Genomic DNA, 18,624 nt, shown 5'->3' on the forward strand with positions numbered 1-18,624 from the left:
AATTTGTTGTACACGATGATTGACAGTACCAGTCGCCGTTTCCACGTTCATTTGCTTAACTAAAACATCAATTTCTTGACGGTTCATACGATTGCTCCTCAGTATGAGTGGTTTGGCATGTGACTCGCAGTATTGAAATGCTGTCTACTGTTATTGCTGACCACTGTCCATGTTCTGTTTAGCAAGATCTACAACGTTGAATATGCACTACTTATTCATTTGACTGACTGGATTAATTGGATCCGCTTGCGTACTGAAAAGTTTTGCAATCTTGATTTTCATCTTGCTTTTGATATACCTTAAAAGAATGAATGATCGCTGTCTAAGATCAAATTTGCATTTTTTTATATCTTAAAGGTATGGAGTTAAAATGGAACTCAGACATTTACGCTATTTTGTCGCTGTTGTTGAAGAACAAAGTTTCACAAAAGCAGCAGAAAAACTTTTTATTGCTCAGCCACCATTGAGCAGACAGATTCAAAACCTTGAAAGTGAACTAGGAATTGCACTTTTCGAGAGGGGCAGTCGTCCGTTGAAAACGACGGAAGCAGGGCAATTTTTCTATCAACACGCTGTTAAACTTTTGTCTAATGCGGAAGAAGTTAAGTCGATGACCAAGCGTATTGGTCTTATCGAAAAAACAGTGACGATGGGTTTTGTTGGTTCTTTACTTTATGGATTGTTACCTAAAATTGTATATATGTTTCGGCAGCAACAACCGCATCTAAAAATAGAACTGGTGGAAATGAGTACCAAAGATCAAATTCAAGCGTTAAAAGAAGGCAAGATTGATGTGGGCTTTGGACGCTTAAGAATTTCAGACCCAGCAGTACGACGTGTATTATTACGTGAAGAACCTTTAATGGTTGCGGTGCATACCAGTCATCCTTTAGCTCTAGATTCAAAAGGAACATATTTAGCAGATATAGAGGATGAAAATTTATTTCTGTATCCGAGTCATCCAAAACCAAACTTTTCAACACAAGTACGAAATATTTTTTCTGAACATGGTTTAGATCCTAAAAACTTAAAAGAAGTTAGAGAAATTCAGCTTGCATTGGGTTTGGTTGCTGCAGGTGAAGGGATTTGTATTGTTCCAGAAAGTGCCAAAACGATTCAGCTTCCCAATTTAAATTATATTCCTTTATTAGACAGCTCTGCGAAAAGCCCAATTTTTTTGGCGATACGTTGTATGGATGAAAGCGAAAATATTCGTTCTTTATTTGATTGTATTTATCAGGTTTATGATTTGGAAGGATTTCAGTATGATCGCAACTATTTATAAAATATATAACTGTAAATATTATGTGAATAGTAAAATATTTTTAAATTAGAGCAAATCCTTTGATTTGTTCTAAAGTTTGTCTCAGAAAAATAAATAGTAGGTAAAAATAATAAAATTAAAAGAAAAAATAGTAATAAATAGAACGAATTTCTAATCAGTCTTATTTTTAATATATTGTTAATAAAAAATTTTTTATTAACCCGACCTTTTAGGTATGAATATATGTAATCGGTTTTGGACAAAAAAAATCAGTTGCCTCATTGTTTGGAAAATTTTATCACGTTTCACAGCAGGAGGCTGAATATGCAAACGAATAAATTGAATATAAATAGCATTGTGGATGAGGCTAAATTTACACCATTTCATTGGAGTGTTTTATTGTGGTGTTTGATGATCATTATTTTTGATGGTTATGACTTGGTTATTTACGGTGTAGCATTACCTTTGTTAATGCAAGAGTGGGGTTTAACTGCGGTACAAGCAGGTTTATTGGCCAGTACAGCATTATTTGGAATGATGTTTGGTGCAATGAGTTTTGGCACACTCTCAGATAAATTAGGTCGTAAGAAAACCATTATGATCTGTGTGGCTATTTTTAGTGGCTTTACTTTCTTGGGTTCATTCACTTCAACACCTGTTGAGTTTGGTATTTTAAGATTCCTTGCAGGTCTTGGGATTGGCGGTGTAATGCCGAATGTCGTGGCTTTGATGACAGAATATGCACCAAAACGTATTCGTAGTACGCTTGTCGCGGTGATGTTCAGTGGTTATGCGATTGGCGGAATGACTTCTGCATTGCTTGGCGCATGGTTGGTTGCCGACTATGGTTGGAAAATCATGTTCTATATCGCTGGTTTACCATTACTTTGCCTACCTTTAATTTGGAAGTGTTTACCAGAATCTTTAATGTTCCTCACTAAAAAAGGTGAATCTGAAAAAGTTGCGCAAATTGTGAAAAAGATTGCGCCACAACAAGCAATCACACCAGAAACTGAATTTGTTCTAAATGAATCGACTCATGGTGATGAAGCACCACTGAAAGCTTTGTTCCAACAAGGGCGCACCACCAGCACCATTATGTTTTGGGTTGCGTTCTTCATGTGCTTACTGATGGTCTATGCACTGGGGAGTTGGTTGCCAAAACTCATGATTCAAGCAGGTTATTCACTGGGTGCAAGTATGTTGTTCTTATTTGCCCTCAATATTGGCGGTATGGTCGGTGCGATTGGTGGTGGTGTGCTAGCAGACCGTTTCCATCTTAAACCTGTACTTATTATCATGTTCACTGTAGGTGCTGTGGCATTAACCTTACTTGGGTTTAAGAGCCATCAAGTTCTTCTCTATAGCTTAATTGCAATTGCAGGTGCAGCAACTATTGGTTCGCAAATTCTACTTTACACTTTCGTGGCGCAATTCTATCCAGCTGCGGTTCGTTCTACAGGTATGGGCTGGGCATCTGGGATTGGTCGAATCGGTGCAATTGTAGGACCAGTTTTAACAGGTGCTTTACTCACACTGCAACTTCCTCATCAATTGAACTTCATGATTATTGCAGTTCCAGGTGTTATCGCTGCCTTGGCAATATTCATGGTGAATCTGAAGGTTTCTACAGAAAGCAGAGCAAAGCAATCAAACGACTTTGCTAAAAACTCAGCAGCAAAAGCGCAATAACGGGCTGAATTCCAACATAACACACTCACATTGAAAACGACTCAGAAGGTATGTGTATACCTTCTGCGTTAGGACTCGCTTGTATCAAATTTAGGAATATCGATACAACTCTAATAAGGATTAATTATGCAAACCACTGTAAAAACACTACTTTCTATTTTAATCGCCAATTTTTGTGCGGCAAGTTTAACTCATGCTGAGACGACCAATGACAATCAGTTTAAACTGCTATTAAAAAATGCATTCATTGAACGTAATTTTGATCGTGATGATTTAAAAGATCCAGGTAGTTGGTCACAAGGGATATCAGGTTTTTATAATTCAAAATATATCCCAACAGTTTTGGAAGTGGCTGATAAACCGATTGAATTAGGTTTAGACGCTTCTTTGCAATATGCGTATCGTTTAAGCGAAGATCGACATGTTGATGATACGATTTTGCCTTTTGATAAAAACACACAAACTCAGGATCGTAACTTTTTTAAATATGGTGCAACGTTTAAAGCACGTTATGACCAAACTGAATTAAAAGTGGGTGAGCTTTGGCTGGATTTACCGATTACTTCTGTAGATGCGAGTCGCCAATTATTAAGCTCATATTGGGGTGGTCAACTTCAATCTAAAATCACAGATAAATTTAAACTTGAATTAGGGCGAGTTGAACAAGTTTCTCCACGATATGAAGAAGGATTCCATCGTTTTTCTTATACGGTAAAAGGACAAAAGCATGAATCAGATGGTTTAAATTATATCGATCTTAAATACGATGTTACACCTAATTTAAAGGCTGAATACTATTATGGTGATTTAGAAGATTTATACGATAAACACTATGTTGGCTTAGAATATTCATGGAAAAATCAGTATTTAAAATCACAAACCCGATTGAAATATTTTAGATCTGCAGATTCTGGTGATGCAAAAGCAGGTGAGATTGATAACCATAATTTTGGGGTACTCGAGAAAATATCGGTTGGCAATCATAATGCGGCATTGGGTTATCAACAAATTTCAGGTGACACAGCGTATCCGCTTCCCGATGGATTCTTGCCAGAGTTGTATTTTATTAACTGGAATGCAACGGGTTTCTTTAAGAAAGATGAGAAATCCATCCATGCCGTCTATGGTTATGATTTTAAAAATTATGTGCCCGGTTTAAATGCCTTGGCAAAATATGCGTATGGTTATGATTTTAAAGATGCGCAAGGTCGAGACAATAAAGAGTCAGAGTTGAATTTGATCCTAGCTTATCAATTCCAAAACCCATCATTAAAAGGTTTGGCATTCCAATGGTTATACATCGACTATGATATTGATCATGGCAATTCATTTCAGGAAAATCGCATCTTAACAACCTATACCAAGAAGTTTTAATGGTTCTCGAATGAAACTTTGACGATCAGTTGCTTATCCTAATAGCCATCAACAATTTCGATTTTTGATGCTGCTTTAGATGAAGGGGCTTATCAACATTCCAAGAAAAACCCCCTGAATTTTAAATTCAGGGGGTTTGTATATTTATGACTTATCTAATTTATAAGAATACCATGAGTAAAATGACACCTAATACGACGCGGTACCATGCAAATACTTTTAGAGTATGTCTTTCAACAAACTTAACCAGCGCTTTAACGACCAATAGTGCAGCAATAAATGCGGCGACAAAGCCAACCGAGATATTGACTAAATTGTCAGAAGTAAGGACATCTGCATTACGAATCAAGTCATAAGTTGCAGCACCAAGCATGGTTGGCATCGCGAGGAAGAAAGAAAATTCTGTTGCGGCCTTACGAGACAAACCTGCGAGCATTCCCCCGATAATGGTTGCACCTGAACGAGACGTTCCTGGAATCATTGCCACACATTGTGCAAATCCAACAATAATGGCTTGTTTAATGGTAATGTCTGTTGCTTCAATAGTTTTAGGTTCAAACTTTCTTGCTTCAACAGCAAAAATAATGAGTCCACCTATAATCAGCGCACAGGCGACAACAATTGGGCTAAATAATACTTGTTTAATAAAATCGACAGCGAGTACACCAATCACAACGGCTGGAATAAAAGCAATCAGTACATTGATCGCAAAACGCCGTGCATGTAAGTCCCCAGAGAAAAAGCCTTTAATAAGCTCTATAATTTTTTGTCGATATAACCAACACACGGCCAAAATTGCGCCAAGTTGGATCACTACTTCAAAAACTCGACCACCATCCGAATGGAAATCGATTAAATGTCCAAAAAGAATTAAATGTCCCGTACTTGAAATCGGTAGAAACTCAGTTAATCCTTCGATTAAACCCAAAAATAAGGCTTTAAGAAGCTCAAAATTTTCCATAAATTAAACAGTGATTGGTTTTAAAAATTTGAACCATTTTTAATGCATTTCAATATTTTTAGAAATGAAAAATTGTAATTTTTTACATTATTTTATGCAGTTAAGTTTTATGTGGATTTAATTTTATTCTTAAACAGTTCAAGTTTATACAAAATCTGATCAATTGATTGGTTGTAGATTGCATTTTTATAAATTAAAACTTTGATAAATAATGAAAATATTTCTAGTACATTTTATTTGAAAAATTAAAACCAATAAAAGTCGTTTGGGTAATATCTCGCGTTTTATTCAATCTAAGATTTTCAGATTAACGATTCGCTTTCATTGTTGGAAGTGCTTAGCACTGATTGATGCATATTGATGCAGTAAAAATGGCGCACTTTATTGATGATTTGCAATTAATGCACTTATTTTGCTCAAAATAGTATTACTAAACCTAAAAATAATAATACTAAATTGGCATGGCATTTGCTTAATCACTATTTAGATATTTTAGATATTAGATAAAAGTGATCTAGGGTTCCGATACATTTCGATGTATGTCTGAGACCGAGAGTTCACGGTTCGCAAGAACTACACGGAGGGATAAAAGCCCGGGAGGTTCGATTTAAACCTGAAGAGGTACAAGTAATGAGTGAATATCATAACAATCAACCATTCTGGACAGAACTTTTACCCGGTGGGCATCATTGGTCTGGCCGTATTCAACGTGGCACGGCATTACGTTTTCAAGCTTTGGGCGAGCAGGCCAATGTTTCCTTATTCTGTGTAAATGCTGAAGATAAATTAGAGCGTTTCAATATGCCTGACAGTTTAAAAGGGCAACATACCGCCTTTTTAACAACAGGGCATGTACTTTATTCTGACTTAGGTCGTGTCATGGCGTCTATCGTCACCGATCAGCATGCTTGGAATGATGTGTTATGTGGTGCAAGTACCGCGAAACAGATTGAAAAACAGTATGGTCGCAAAACTTTTCAAGATGCTCGAAATGCGATGTTTCGTAATGGTTATGACAGTTTACTGCTTGAAATGACTAAATTTTCATTGGGGCAAAGTGACTTAAGTGCAACCGTCAATTTATTTTCTAAAGTCGTACCCGATGATGCAGGTAAGCTAAGTTATATCGACAGTGATAATACCAATCAAATGATTGAATTGCGTTTTGAAATGGATTGTTTGGTATTTTTGTCTGCTGCTCCACATGCATTATCTCAAAGTACAGACTATAACCCCGCAGATATTCAACTCAGTTTATACAAAGCATTTCCTTTAGCGGATACAGACATCTGTCGTGATTCATGTTCGCAAAATCAACGTGCCTTTGAAAATAACGCACGTTATTACGTTTTCGATCATGTCTGTAAAGCAGCTGTTTAAAGGAGATTATGCATGTCAGTTTTAACACAAGTGGATCAAACTGTTTTAAATGAAGTATGTCCTGCTGGCGAGGCGTGGATGTGTGAAGTGAAAAAAGGACAGTATTTTCGTATTGTCGATTTGGAAGGCAACCAAGCCGTCGATACCTTATTTATCTCAGCTGAAAACCCTGAGGAACGTTATAGCGCTACAGATACTTTAGCGATTAATCAACAGATTTATCTTGAAAAAGGCACAGTTCTCTATACCAATCAAGGCAATGCGATTGCCACGATTTATGAAGATAATTGTGGTCGCCACGATACTTTAGGGGGAGCGTGTTCATGCGAAAGTAACACCGTGCGTTATGCACATGACAAATTCCCTATGCACAGTTGTCGTAATAATTTCATGATTGCTTTATCTCAACATGAAATTGCCAAAAAGCATGCTTTAAATGTGCGTCATCTCGGTCCCAATATTAACTTTTTTATGAATGTCCCCGTGACTCGTGATGGACGCCTGAAATTTGATGATGGTATTTCGGCACCGGGCAAGTACGTTGAAGTCAAAGCTGAAATGGATTTGATTGTTTTAATTTCAAATTGCCCGCAATTAAATAATCCATGTAATGCATATAACCCAACCAAGATTCAATTGATCGTGCGTGAAGGCAAAGGAGCATAAATCATGTTTAATAAAGTGCTTATTGCCAATCGTGGTGCAATTGCTTGTCGTATTATTCGTACCCTTAAAAAACTAGGCATTCAATCTGTCGCGGTTTATTCAGAAGCGGATCGTGATTCATTACATGTGACTTTGGCTGACGAAGCGATATTTATTGGTGACAGTCCTGCGAGTCAGAGTTATTTAAATATTGATAAAATTCTTGAAGTTGCTAAACAAACTGGGGCACAGGCCATTCATCCTGGTTATGGTTTTCTGTCTGAAAATGCTGAATTTTGTGATTTATGTGAAGCTCAAGGGATTGCCTTTATTGGCCCGAGTTCACAGCAAATGCGTGATTTTGGTTTAAAGCATACTGCCCGTGAACTTGCAGTTCGCAGCAATGTGCCTTTATTACCAGGAAGCAGTTTACTTGTAGATGAGACTGAAGCATTAACTGAAGCGTATCGTATTGGATATCCTGTCATGTTGAAAAGTACTGCTGGAGGTGGCGGTATTGGCATGCGTTTGGTTTGGAATGAGGAAGAGCTGAAGGAAGCTTATGCAACTGTGTCTTATCTTGCGCAAGCAAATTTTAAAGATGCAGGTTTATATTTAGAAAAATTTGTACAAAATGCACGACATATTGAAGTGCAAATCTTTGGTGATGGGAAAGGTAAGATTTTAGCTTTGGGGGAGCGTGATTGTTCTGTACAACGTCGCAATCAAAAAGTGATAGAAGAAACGCCCGCACCACATTTAAATGATCAGCAACGTGATTATATTCAAACTGTTGCTATTCAATTGATGCAGATGGTGAATTATCGTTCTGCAGGTACAGTTGAGTTCGTCATGGATACAGACACCCAAGAATTTTATTTCTTGGAAGTCAATACACGTCTACAAGTAGAACATGGCGTGACTGAACAAGTGTTTGGCATAGATTTAGTTGAATGGATGGTGACACTTGCCAGTGGTGATTTAATCTTGCCAAAGCAGTTAGAGGCACCTCAAGGGCATTCAATCCAAGTTCGTTTATATGCTGAAGACCCGATTAAAAACTTTCAACCGAGTGCAGGTTTATTGACTTACGTTGAATTTGATCAAAATGCCCGTAATGAAACGTGGGTTGAAACAGGTTCGAATGTATCATCATTTTATGACCCGATGATTGCTAAAATTATTGTGACTGCTGAAGATCGTGAGTCCGCCATTCAAGCAATGACAGGAACTTTAGCGAAAACCCAAGTTGCAGGAATCGAAACAAATCTTGAATATTTACAAAATATTGTTGAGTGTGAGGTATTTAAAGCAGGGACACAAACTACACGCTTTTTAAATACGTTTGAATGGAAAACTCAAAAAATTGAGGTATTACAAGCAGGTATTCAAACTGCTGTGCAAGATGTGACAGGGCGTCTCGGTTATTGGGATGTTGGCGTTCCTCCATCAGGTGCAATTGATCCATTGTCATTAAATGTTGCCAATCAGTTATTAGGAAATCAGTTTAATACAGCAGGCTTAGAATGTACCTTGCAGGGGCCAACTTTAAAGTTTCACTGTAATAGCCAAATTGTCCTGACAGGCGGTAATATGCCATCTACACTTGATGGTGTTGCTGTACCCATGTGGCAAACGATAAATGTTAAAAAAGGGCAAGTTTTAAAAACGGGTAAAATTATTACGGGTTGCCGCAGTTATATTGGCATTAAAGGTGGTTTAAATGTTCCTCAATATTTAAATTCTCAAGCAACATTTACCTTAGGTCAATTTGGTGGGCATGCAGGACGTAATTTGTTGATTGGTGATATGTTACCGATTACATCTTATTCATCAGAAAATAGTATTGGGTTAAGTACAGCACAAATTCCAACATTCTCAAATACATGGGAAATTGCGGTCATGTATGGGCCACATGGCGCTCCCGATTTCTTTACTCGAAAAGATATAGATACTTTCTTTGCCAACGAATTTGAAATTCACTTCAACTCTAGCCGTACTGGTATTCGTTTAATCGGGCCAAAACCTGAATGGGCACGTCAGGATGGGGGCGAGGCAGGATTGCATCCATCAAATATTCATGACAATGCCTATGCGATTGGAGCAATTGATTTTACTGGGGACATGCCGATTATTTTAGGGCCAGATGGCCCAAGTTTAGGTGGCTTCGTTTGTCCAGCGGTCATTGTAAATTCTGAATTATGGAAAATTGGGCAGTTAAAAGCAGGTGATAAAGTAAAATTTGTACCGATTTCTTATGATCAAGCACAACAATTAAGTCAAAACTACGCCAAGGCATTACAACTAGAGCATATCGAAGATGTTAATTTTTCAGCAAGTTTTCATGCTGAAATAGACAGTTTAGAAGATGCTGTACTTGCAAGATTAGCGGGTGATGATGTTCGTCCTGAAGTGACTTATCGTCCTGCAGGTAATCATTATTTACTGGTGGAATATGGGGAATTGGTACTCGATTTAAATTTACGTTTTCGTGTACATGCACTCATGCAATGGGTGAAAGCACAAAATATTGACGGAATTATTGATTTAACGCCGGGAATCCGTTCGCTGCAAATCCATTTTGACTCACTTCAACTTGATCAAAAAAAATTATTAAAATTGCTGCAACATGCAGAACATGAATTACCAAGCATTATTGAAATGCAAGTGCCATCACGTACAGTCTATTTGCCATTGGCTTGGGAAGATTCGCAAACCCAATTAGCAACTGAGCGTTATATGCAAACGGTACGCCCTGATGCGCCGTGGTGCCCTGATAATGTTGAATTTATTCGCCGTATTAATGGATTAGCATCAAAACAAGCAGTGAAAGATATTGTGTATAGCACCAATTATTTGGTAATGGGCTTGGGAGATGTTTATTTAGGTGCGCCAGTGGCAACCCCACTTGATCCGCGTCACCGACTTGTCACCACCAAATACAATCCTGCTCGGACATGGACACCTGAAAATGCAGTCGGTATCGGCGGTGCTTATATGTGTGTATATGGCATGGAAGGGCCTGGAGGATATCAATTTGTAGGTCGTACATCGCAAATGTGGGGGCGTTATCGTAAAAATCCTGATTTTGAACAAGATAAACCATGGCTATTACGTTTTTTTGATCAAATTAAATTTTATGAAGTTTCTGAATCAGAATTGATGCAAATGCGTGAAGATTTTAAAGCAGGACGCTTAAAATTGCGTATAGAAGAGGGTGTGCTTAATCTCAAAGAATACAATGATTTTTTAATAGAAAATCAGCAATCAATCGCAGAGTTTAAAGCTGTTCAGCAAGAAAATTTTGATCTGGAACGTCGCCGTTGGCATGAAGCAGGATTGGCTGAATATGTCTCCGAAAGTTTAGATGCTGTTGTTGATGATAGCTATATACATGTCCCTGAAGGGGGATGTGCTGTGGAATCACATATGCCAGGATCGATTTGGAAAATTGAATGTGTTTTGGGCGATATTGTAGAGCAAGGTGCAACCTTAGCTGTGATTGAAGCAATGAAGATTGAAATTCCAATTGTTGCACCTGAACGAATGAAGGTTGAAGCGATCACCATTGAAAAAGGGCAAACCGTAAAAACAGGGCAAGTTTTATTTACATTGGCTCCAGTGGCTTAATCTGTTTTTACTTTAAATATAACCGCCTATCTAGGCGGTTTTTTTATATTGGCTTTGTGAGAACCACTGTATGAATCAAGGTCTATTAGAGCGATAGGGCTTTGCTGGTTTATTTTAGTGCCATGTTTGTGCAAAGCATTCATTTTTGCCCAAAAAATAGCCCAAGAATATCTCAAAATGCTTCTAAATTAGCGATATTTCAATAAAAAAATTGGCATATTTTCTGCATCTATATAGGTATTACCAAAAATACATTTCGTAATATCAAGGGAGATCAGCATGAATATAGTGATTGAACAAAAAGCCATGCATCCACTTAAAAAATTCATTGTTGAATTAATAAGCGCACGTGCTGGTTTGCATATTCAACAACACAATAAACAAAGAAATTCAAAAGGATAAACCTGTGCCTAAACCTAAACTGGCACGGATCAGCGTAACTGTGCCTGAAATGACGCTGACTGCACTTGACCAAAAAATTGTAGATCAACACTACGAAAGTCGTTCACAAGCAATCGTAGATATGATCAATAAACACTTGATTGCTGAATTAGAGGTTCGTAATGAAGTCATGGTCGGTACGCTAACGCTATTGTATGACGTTGCACATAGCACATTACGTAATCAACTGATTGATCTGCAACAGCAGTTTCTAACACAAGTGATCAGTTCACTACACATACAGCTGGATGGACAAAAAATTTTACAAGTGATGCTCATGCAAGGTGTGAGCACTGAACTGAGACAGATTAGTCAGCAATTTATTGCACTGAAGGGGGTGGTGAAAGGGCATCTTGAACTGATGGATGCTGTAATGCCGCCTATTCCACAAAATGCTTGAGTTTAGTCAAGAAAAAAATACCAACATGAAATATTGAGGATTTGAATATGATTCACAAGGCTTTTTTACCTGTATCGATATTGTCGATCATTTTACTGAGTGGTTGCGACAATACTGCTAAAGTGCCTGAAGCAAAAGGAAATACGAAAACAACAACAGATGCTCAACCAATTACGATTGGTTATAGTGACTGGCCGGGTTGGGTGGCATGGCAAGTTGCAATTGAAAAAGGATGGTTAAAAGAAGCGGGTTTAAATGTAGATTTTAAATGGTTTGATTATTCAGCATCTTTGTCGGCATTTTCAGCCAATCAATTGGATGCTGTTTTAGTGACTAACGGCGATAATTTAGTCACAGCCTCTGGTGGTACACAAGGCATGATAATCATGGCAACCGATTATTCTGCTGGAAATGATGTCATTATTGCCAAAGAGGGAATCAATAGCATTCAGGACTTAAAAGGAAAATCAATCGGTGTGGAAAAAGGGTTGGTTGACCATCTTTTACTTTCAACAGCATTAACTGACCAAAAAATTGCGAGTAATGAGGTTAAATTGGTCAATTCTGCAACCAATCAACTGCCTCAAGTCTTTAGTAGTCCTGAAGTTTCTGCAATTGCAGTTTGGCAACCTGTTGCGAGTCAGGCACTTAAGTCAGTTGCAGGGTCTAAAATCATTTACTCTTCAAAAGATAAACCCGGTTTAATTTATGACACTTTAACTGTGAATATGAGCCATTTATCGACACATAAAGCGCAGTGGAAAAAAATAATTCAAGTGTGGGATAAAACCGTTAAATACATCAATGATCCTGCAACGCATGCCGATGCTGTAAAAATCATGGCCAACCGTTCAGGCGTTGACTCTGCACAATATGAACAGTTAGTCAGTGGTACACATTTGTTAGATATACAAGCCAATAAAAAGGTCTTTAGTAAAACTGCTGGTTTTGATTCAATTTATGGTTCTTCATATCACGTCAATAAATTTAATGTGATCAATGGTATTTATACAACAGAACAGAATGTAGATGGTTTAATTTATCCTACGCTTATTCAAGAGCTAAAATAGTTTTAATTTCAGTATTTTAAATAGCCTAAGCAAAACTTGGGCTATTTTTATGTCTGTTTAAACCGAATATACCTTCATTAGATATATAGACATATTTTTAGCATTTTGATTTACATAGATCGTGTATCTACATAGAGCTACTATTGTTATGTAAATAGCAGTTGTATCGTTCAATGTTTTAGTGAATTTGATGCTTTATCATGTCAATCAAAACTAAGAGTAGTACTTAGTTTGTATACCTGTATATTCGTTATGTGTATCGTGCAGAATAGTAGGAAATAACGGTATTAATTATTTAAAAAATATTTAAACTCTAATAATTTATATAACATCTGAATATTTGTAGAAGGTATTATGGCTTATACAAATATTCAGATAATTCAATAAAAGCAAACTTTATTTTGTAGAACTGACTTGGGTCATACGTGGAATTTTAGGTAGGTCTTGTAATGCAGGATCAAGCTCATCTTCTTGCGCATGCACTAAATGGTCAACGTGCTTTCTCAAGCGTTTAAACTCAGGAGTAGCCATTAAATCAAGTGAGCGAGGGCGTGGCAGATCTACTTCAATAATTTCTTTGATCTCACCCGGATTGGCTTTTAACGCTACAATTCGATCTGCAAGTAGAATCGCTTCATCCATATCATGGGTTACAAAAATAATGGTAATATCAATATTTTGCCATAGATCCATTAAATGCTTTTGCATGCGTTGACGGGTATGTGGATCAAGCGCACCAAAAGGTTCATCCATCAGCAATATTTTGGGTTCATTGACCAAAGCACGTGCAATAGCAACACGTTGTTTCATACCACCAGACAGTTGATGCGGATACTGATTTTCGTATTTATCTAAACCAATGATATTAATCCATTCACGTGCATGTGCTTCTGCAGTCATGCGGCTTGCACCTTTCATCAGTGGTCCGAACATGACATTTTCTTTCACAGTTTTCCATGGAAATAAGGTATAACCTTGAAAAACCATTCCTCGCTCAGGACTTGGACCCGTAATCATTTCACCATCAACTAAAATTTCACCACTATGATAGGGGTCTAAACCTGCAATTACTCGACTGAGTGTCGATTTACCACAACCAGACGGACCGATGACACAAATAAATTCACGCTTATGAATTTTCAAATCAATCTGATTTAAAACGGTGCGTTCGGTTTTACCGTATTTAAAGACTTGGCTCAGTTGTTTTGCTTCTAAAATCACAGGGCGAGCGTAAATTTTTTGAAAATGCGAATTAACATCAAATAAAGTTGATTGACTCATTATTTTGCTCCTACTTTCCAAGCGAACAGACGTTCACCCAGTTTCATTAAAACTAGATCACAGACCAGTCCGATCACACCTATAATTAAAATGGCGGCATACACATTGTCGAAGTTTTGGTAGCGTGCTTGTTGGGTAATAAACCAAGTAATACCAGAAGTTGTACCAATCAATTCAGAAACAATCAGATAAGTCCATGCCCAGCCCAGTAAGACACGTAAATCACGATAAATATCGGGCAAAGCTGCTGGAATCACCACATTGAATAAGCTTTTTATTTTATTTGTACCCAGTGTGAAACCCGCTTCGATTAGACCTTGATCGACCATACGTGTGGTATTGGCAATAATTAAGATTTGTTGAAAGAGTGTTCCGATCACGATAATGGCAATTTTAGGTGCATCATTAATTCCCAATATAGCAACAGCCAAAGCTCCAAATGCCGGTGCAGGTAAATAACGGAAAAACTCAACAAAAGGTTCGGTGAGCATGGATATTCTTTTTGAAAATCCACACAAAATTCCAAGTGGAATCCCGATGATCGAAGACAGGATAAAAGCTGAAAAGACGATTTTTATACTGTGCCATAAACTTTGGTGAAACCAAGGGGTATCTGGCTGAACAGGGGGAGTGGTAAAAGCAGTCACTAAAGCTTTTGCAACTTGATGTGGTGCAGGAAGATAAATTGGATTAACTAAAATTCCTTGTGGTGGTGCAGAATCTTGATCAACTGCATTTTGTGCTTCGCTATAGAACACACTTTTTTCAACACGGCTACCGACTTGTAGATAAGGAATACTTCCTGAGTTGGTAATTTGTACTTGAGGATGCCAAATGAATGGTAAGTAACTGACAGCACACCAAAGCAATATAGGAATAACAAAGGAACCAATGCCTAAAAAAAGCCTATTCTTTTTGCTGAGTTCTTTTGCGACATAGCTCATTTTGCAGTCCCCATCTTTTTTAGTATTACAGATCATTTAAAACGTAATATTTGTTAAGCAAAATGAGTGCCATTAAATACTGCTGTGAGCATTATTTATGATCTTATGAAAAAATTTTCCAATTGGTGAAGCAAATGGGTTTACGATCAGTTATAAAACATCATCCAAGTATTTTTGATCTTTCACGTTCAAAGTAACTGGATAAGTAGCATGAACTGATTGGTAAAATTAACTCAACAGTATGTTATAATTTGTAATATGTAATCGATAAAGAGCGTATGAAGCGTTCTGATATGTAAAAGCTGCCTAACCGCAGCTTTTTTAATTCAATTTGCTTTTTATCGGAAATATTATTTTGGTACGTTTATTGAATGCTTTCTTCACGCTAAATTTGAACGTGCATCATCTATTAAATGAACTAGATTTTATCAATGAATAGCTCAAACTCGATAGGGGCTCAGCAATGACAAATCCAAATCCTTCAGCGGGTTTGCTTGAACGCTTATTTAAATTAAGCGAAAACAAAACAACGTTTAGAACCGAAATGCTTGCGGGTTTAACGACTTTTTTAACGATGTGTTACATCATTATTGTAAACCCTTTGATCTTATCTGAAACAGGGATGGATCATGGTGCAGTATTTGTAGCAACCTGTTTGGCTGCTGCAATTGGTTGTTTTGTGATGGGAATTATCGCAAATTATCCAATCGCATTGGCACCAGGTATGGGGTTAAATGCGTATTTTACCTATTCTGTATGTTTAGGTATGGGCGTTCCTTGGCAAACTGCGTTAGCTGCTGTATTTGTTTCGGGTTTGATTTTTATTGCAATCAGCATGTTTAAGATCCGTGAAGCGATTGTCAATGCGATTCCAATGTCTTTGAAATTTGCAATTGGTGGCGGAATTGGTTTATTTCTCGCACTTATTGCATTGAAAAACTCAGGAATTATCGTTGCTAATCAAGCAACACTTGTCGGTTTAGGCGATTTAAAACAACCAACTGTTTTATTGACTTTACTCGGTTTTACCATGATTGTGGTGATGCATCATTTTAAAATCCGTGGTGCAATTATTATCAGTATTTTAGTGATTACTGGTATCGCAACAGCAATGGGCCTAAATGAATTCAAAGGTGTAGTGGGTACAATTCCTTCAATTGCACCTACATTCTTACAGATGAACTTCGAAGGTTTGTTTACTGCAAGTTTAGTCGGAGTGATTTTCGTTTTCTTCCTGGTTGATTTATTCGATTCAACGGGAACGCTTGTCGGTGTTTCGCATCGTGCAGGTTTATTAAAAGATGGCAAATTACCACGTTTGAAAAAGGCCTTATTTGCTGACTCAACTGCGATTGTTGCTGGCGCTGCTTTAGGTACATCTTCGACCACACCTTATATCGAATCATCTGCAGGTGTTGCTGCTGGTGGTCGTACAGGTCTAACCGCTGTTGTTGTTGGTGTTTTATTTATTGCATGTTTATTCCTAGCGCCATTGGCACAGTCAGTTCCAGGGTTTGCAACAGCGCCAGCATTGTTATTCGTTGGTGTGTTGATGATTCAAGGTATCACCAATATTGACTGGGATGACATTACAGAAGCTGTTCCTGCATTCTTAACGATTGTATTCATGCCATTTACATACTCAATTGCAGATGGTATCGCGATGGGCTTTATCAGCTATGCAGTGATAAAATTATTTACAGGCAAAGCAAAGACTGTTCCGTATATGGTTTGGATTATTGCTTTACTTTGGGTGATTAAATTTATTGCCTTTGGTGGATAATTTTTCCAATTTATGAAAGGGTGTAAACTCAGTTTGCACCCTTTTTTATTTAAAATGATTGATGAATTTTTAGTTTGAAAGAAGTTATTTAACTGATTACGAGTTTTTGACTTTGGATTTTTGAGGACAGAACATGAATAGAAATGAACTCATACGTGCTTTACCAAAAGCAGAATTGCATGTGCATATTGAGGGAACGTTTGAGCCAGAACTCATGTTTGCTATAGCTCAACGTAACCAGATTGATATCCCATACAAATCTGTAGAAGAAGTGAAACAGGCCTATAATTTTCATAATTTGCAGTCTTTTCTTGATATTTATTATGCAGGGGCCAATGTTCTTGTACATGAACAAGACTTTTATGATTTGGCTTGGGCATATTTTGAGAAATGTGCTGAAGATAATGTTGTACATACAGAAATGTTTTTTGACCCGCAAACGCATACCGATCGTGGGATTGAATTTGTTACAGTGATCAATGGTTTACAGCGTGCATGTGATGATGCTCAGGAAAAATTAGGCATTTCATCAAAACTTATTATGTGTTTCTTACGCCATTTAAGTGAAGAAGCAGCATTTCAAACTTTAGAACAAGCTTTGCCATATAAAGATCAGATTATTGGTGTCGGGCTTGATTCAAGTGAAGTAGGGCATCCGCCAGCTAAGTTTGAGCGTGTATTTGCAAAGGCACGTGAGGCAGGCTTTTTAGTGGTTGCGCATGCGGGTGAAGAAGGTCCAGCTGAGTATGTGTGGGAAGCTTTAGATTTATTGAAAGTGAACCGTATTGACCACGGTGTACGTTCAGAAGAAGATCCTAAACTGATGCAACGCTTAATTGCTGAAAAAATGCCTTTGACAGTGTGTCCATTGAGTAATCTGAAATTGTGCGTGGTGGATGACATGGCACAACACAACATTCACAGATTATTAAAGCAGGGCGTCCATGTGACAGTGAATTCAGATGATCCATCATATTTTGGTGGTTATATGAATGATAATTTCTTCGCAATCGCTGAAGCACTTGATTTAAACAATGATGAGCTAAAGCAATTGGCTAAAAATTCATTTGATGCTTCATTCATTTCAGATGAAGAAAAGCAAAAATGGAACAATCAAATCGATGCATTGGTGTAAATAACGATTTACTCTAGGGTACCCTAAAGCAGCAAAGATAAAGCAGTGTTTTGTACACTGCTTTTTTACGAGGAAAATACAGTGAAACGCATACTGGTTTTGTTTTTTATACTGTTGATCATCGCTATTATGATATTTATATGGACAGGAAATCAGAAACAATCCACTGCACAAAGATTATTAAAACCATGGATTGCATTGCAGTGTGGTCATCAGTTGAAAGCTTCGAAGTTGTGGCAGGCTTCCTCATTATTTTTAACAACCAAACAACATAATCATGTACAAGAAAAGATTTGTGAATGTGTGAGTGAACATGCCTTAAATCAAGTACCTACTCAAGAATTGCTGATGGCGACAGTCAATGAAAATGTAAAGAATAAACTGATTGAGCGGGCACTCATCAATAGTTTAAAAGGCTGTTTACTAGAAAGATTGAAATGATATGAATGGATCGGGATAGTATTTTTAAACAAAAATAGATCAAATTTGGGGGGAATATTTTTGATTTTATTGATCTGACATTCTGAATCAAGCGGGCTTATTGCTACGATATTGAATGAATTTTGAAATTTTTATACTTAAAATTTGCATATTTCCTAAACGAAGAGGAAATATGCAAATGAA

At 37.4% G+C, this 18,624-nt stretch carries 16 protein-coding genes and 1 riboswitch; of the genes, 12 read left to right on the plus strand and 4 right to left on the minus strand.

The annotated features are described in order from the left end of the window. A partial coding sequence (locus D7V20_RS20190; protein WP_235831659.1) for a hypothetical protein occupies positions 1-87 on the minus strand: 87 nt, incomplete at its 3' end. Between the two features lie 283 nt (positions 88-370). Here D7V20_RS20190 and D7V20_RS16320 point away from each other — a divergent pair. The 3 genes from D7V20_RS16320 (at position 371) to D7V20_RS16330 (ending at position 4,330) form a co-directional block, all read left to right on the plus strand. Further along, the gene (locus D7V20_RS16320) at positions 371-1,285 is read left to right on the plus strand and encodes a LysR family transcriptional regulator (RefSeq protein ID WP_120385129.1); all 915 of its coding nucleotides are present in this window, start codon (positions 371-373) and stop codon (positions 1,283-1,285) included. Between the two features lie 303 nt (positions 1,286-1,588). Continuing rightward, a complete protein-coding gene (locus D7V20_RS16325; protein ID WP_120385130.1) occupies positions 1,589-2,956 on the plus strand; it encodes an MFS transporter in 1,368 nt (455 codons plus the stop codon). Between the two features lie 126 nt (positions 2,957-3,082). Further along, positions 3,083-4,330, plus strand: coding sequence for an OprD family outer membrane porin (locus D7V20_RS16330; RefSeq protein WP_120385131.1), 1,248 nt, complete (start codon positions 3,083-3,085; stop codon positions 4,328-4,330). A gap of 160 nt (positions 4,331-4,490) precedes the next feature. Here D7V20_RS16330 and D7V20_RS16335 read toward each other — a convergent pair whose 3' ends face one another. Beyond that, entirely contained in the window at positions 4,491-5,291 is an 801-nt protein-coding gene (locus D7V20_RS16335; RefSeq protein ID WP_120385132.1) for an undecaprenyl-diphosphate phosphatase, read from the minus strand. Positions 5,292-5,794: 503 nt separating this feature from the next. Continuing rightward, positions 5,795-5,893, plus strand: a riboswitch (guanidine-I (ykkC/yxkD leader). 28 nt (positions 5,894-5,921) lie between these two features. On the opposite strand from D7V20_RS16335, the gene D7V20_RS16340 reads away from it, so the two are divergent. The 6 genes from D7V20_RS16340 (at position 5,922) to D7V20_RS16360 (ending at position 12,857) form a co-directional block, all read left to right on the plus strand. After that, positions 5,922-6,671, plus strand: a complete 750-nt coding sequence (locus D7V20_RS16340) for an urea amidolyase associated protein UAAP1 (RefSeq protein ID WP_120385133.1) — start codon at positions 5,922-5,924, stop codon at positions 6,669-6,671. A gap of 12 nt (positions 6,672-6,683) precedes the next feature. Then, positions 6,684-7,337, plus strand: coding sequence for an urea amidolyase associated protein UAAP2 (locus D7V20_RS16345; RefSeq protein WP_120385134.1), 654 nt, complete (start codon positions 6,684-6,686; stop codon positions 7,335-7,337). A 3-nt stretch (positions 7,338-7,340) separates the two neighbouring features. After that, on the plus strand, positions 7,341-10,946 hold the full coding sequence (gene uca / locus D7V20_RS16350) for an urea carboxylase (RefSeq protein WP_120385135.1): 3,606 nt from the start codon (positions 7,341-7,343) through the stop codon (positions 10,944-10,946). A 279-nt stretch (positions 10,947-11,225) separates the two neighbouring features. Continuing rightward, a complete protein-coding gene (locus tag D7V20_RS20335) occupies positions 11,226-11,348 on the plus strand; it encodes a hypothetical protein (RefSeq protein ID WP_268877899.1) in 123 nt (40 codons plus the stop codon). A gap of 4 nt (positions 11,349-11,352) precedes the next feature. Continuing rightward, positions 11,353-11,787, plus strand: coding sequence for a CopG family ribbon-helix-helix protein (locus D7V20_RS16355; RefSeq protein WP_120385136.1), 435 nt, complete (start codon positions 11,353-11,355; stop codon positions 11,785-11,787). 47 nt (positions 11,788-11,834) lie between these two features. Continuing rightward, positions 11,835-12,857, plus strand: coding sequence for an ABC transporter substrate-binding protein (locus D7V20_RS16360; RefSeq protein ID WP_120385137.1), 1,023 nt, complete (start codon positions 11,835-11,837; stop codon positions 12,855-12,857). Positions 12,858-13,253: 396 nt separating this feature from the next. On the opposite strand, the gene D7V20_RS16365 is transcribed toward D7V20_RS16360, so the two are convergent. Beyond that, positions 13,254-14,138 (minus strand): ABC transporter ATP-binding protein, encoded by an 885-nt coding sequence (locus D7V20_RS16365; RefSeq protein WP_120385138.1) that lies wholly within the window; start codon positions 14,136-14,138, stop codon positions 13,254-13,256. Next, entirely contained in the window at positions 14,138-15,082 is a 945-nt protein-coding gene (locus D7V20_RS16370) for an ABC transporter permease (protein WP_120385139.1), read from the minus strand. Before D7V20_RS16370 ends, D7V20_RS16365 begins: the two co-directional genes overlap by 1 nt. Before the next feature lie 463 nt (positions 15,083-15,545). Between D7V20_RS16370 and D7V20_RS16375 the strand changes: the two genes are divergently transcribed. From D7V20_RS16375 to D7V20_RS16385, 3 genes are all read left to right on the plus strand, one after another. Beyond that, positions 15,546-16,865: an NCS2 family permease gene (locus D7V20_RS16375; protein ID WP_120385140.1), complete on the plus strand. Its 1,320-nt coding sequence runs from the start codon at positions 15,546-15,548 to the stop codon at positions 16,863-16,865. 133 nt (positions 16,866-16,998) lie between these two features. Beyond that, positions 16,999-18,000, plus strand: a complete 1,002-nt coding sequence (locus tag D7V20_RS16380) for an adenosine deaminase (RefSeq protein ID WP_120385141.1) — start codon at positions 16,999-17,001, stop codon at positions 17,998-18,000. Between the two features lie 129 nt (positions 18,001-18,129). Then, positions 18,130-18,441, plus strand: coding sequence for a hypothetical protein (locus D7V20_RS16385; RefSeq protein ID WP_120385142.1), 312 nt, complete (start codon positions 18,130-18,132; stop codon positions 18,439-18,441). The last annotated feature ends 183 nt before the right edge of the window (positions 18,442-18,624 follow it).

This window comes from Acinetobacter rongchengensis (genome assembly GCF_003611475.1).
Lineage (GTDB): Bacteria > Pseudomonadota > Gammaproteobacteria > Pseudomonadales > Moraxellaceae > Acinetobacter > Acinetobacter rongchengensis.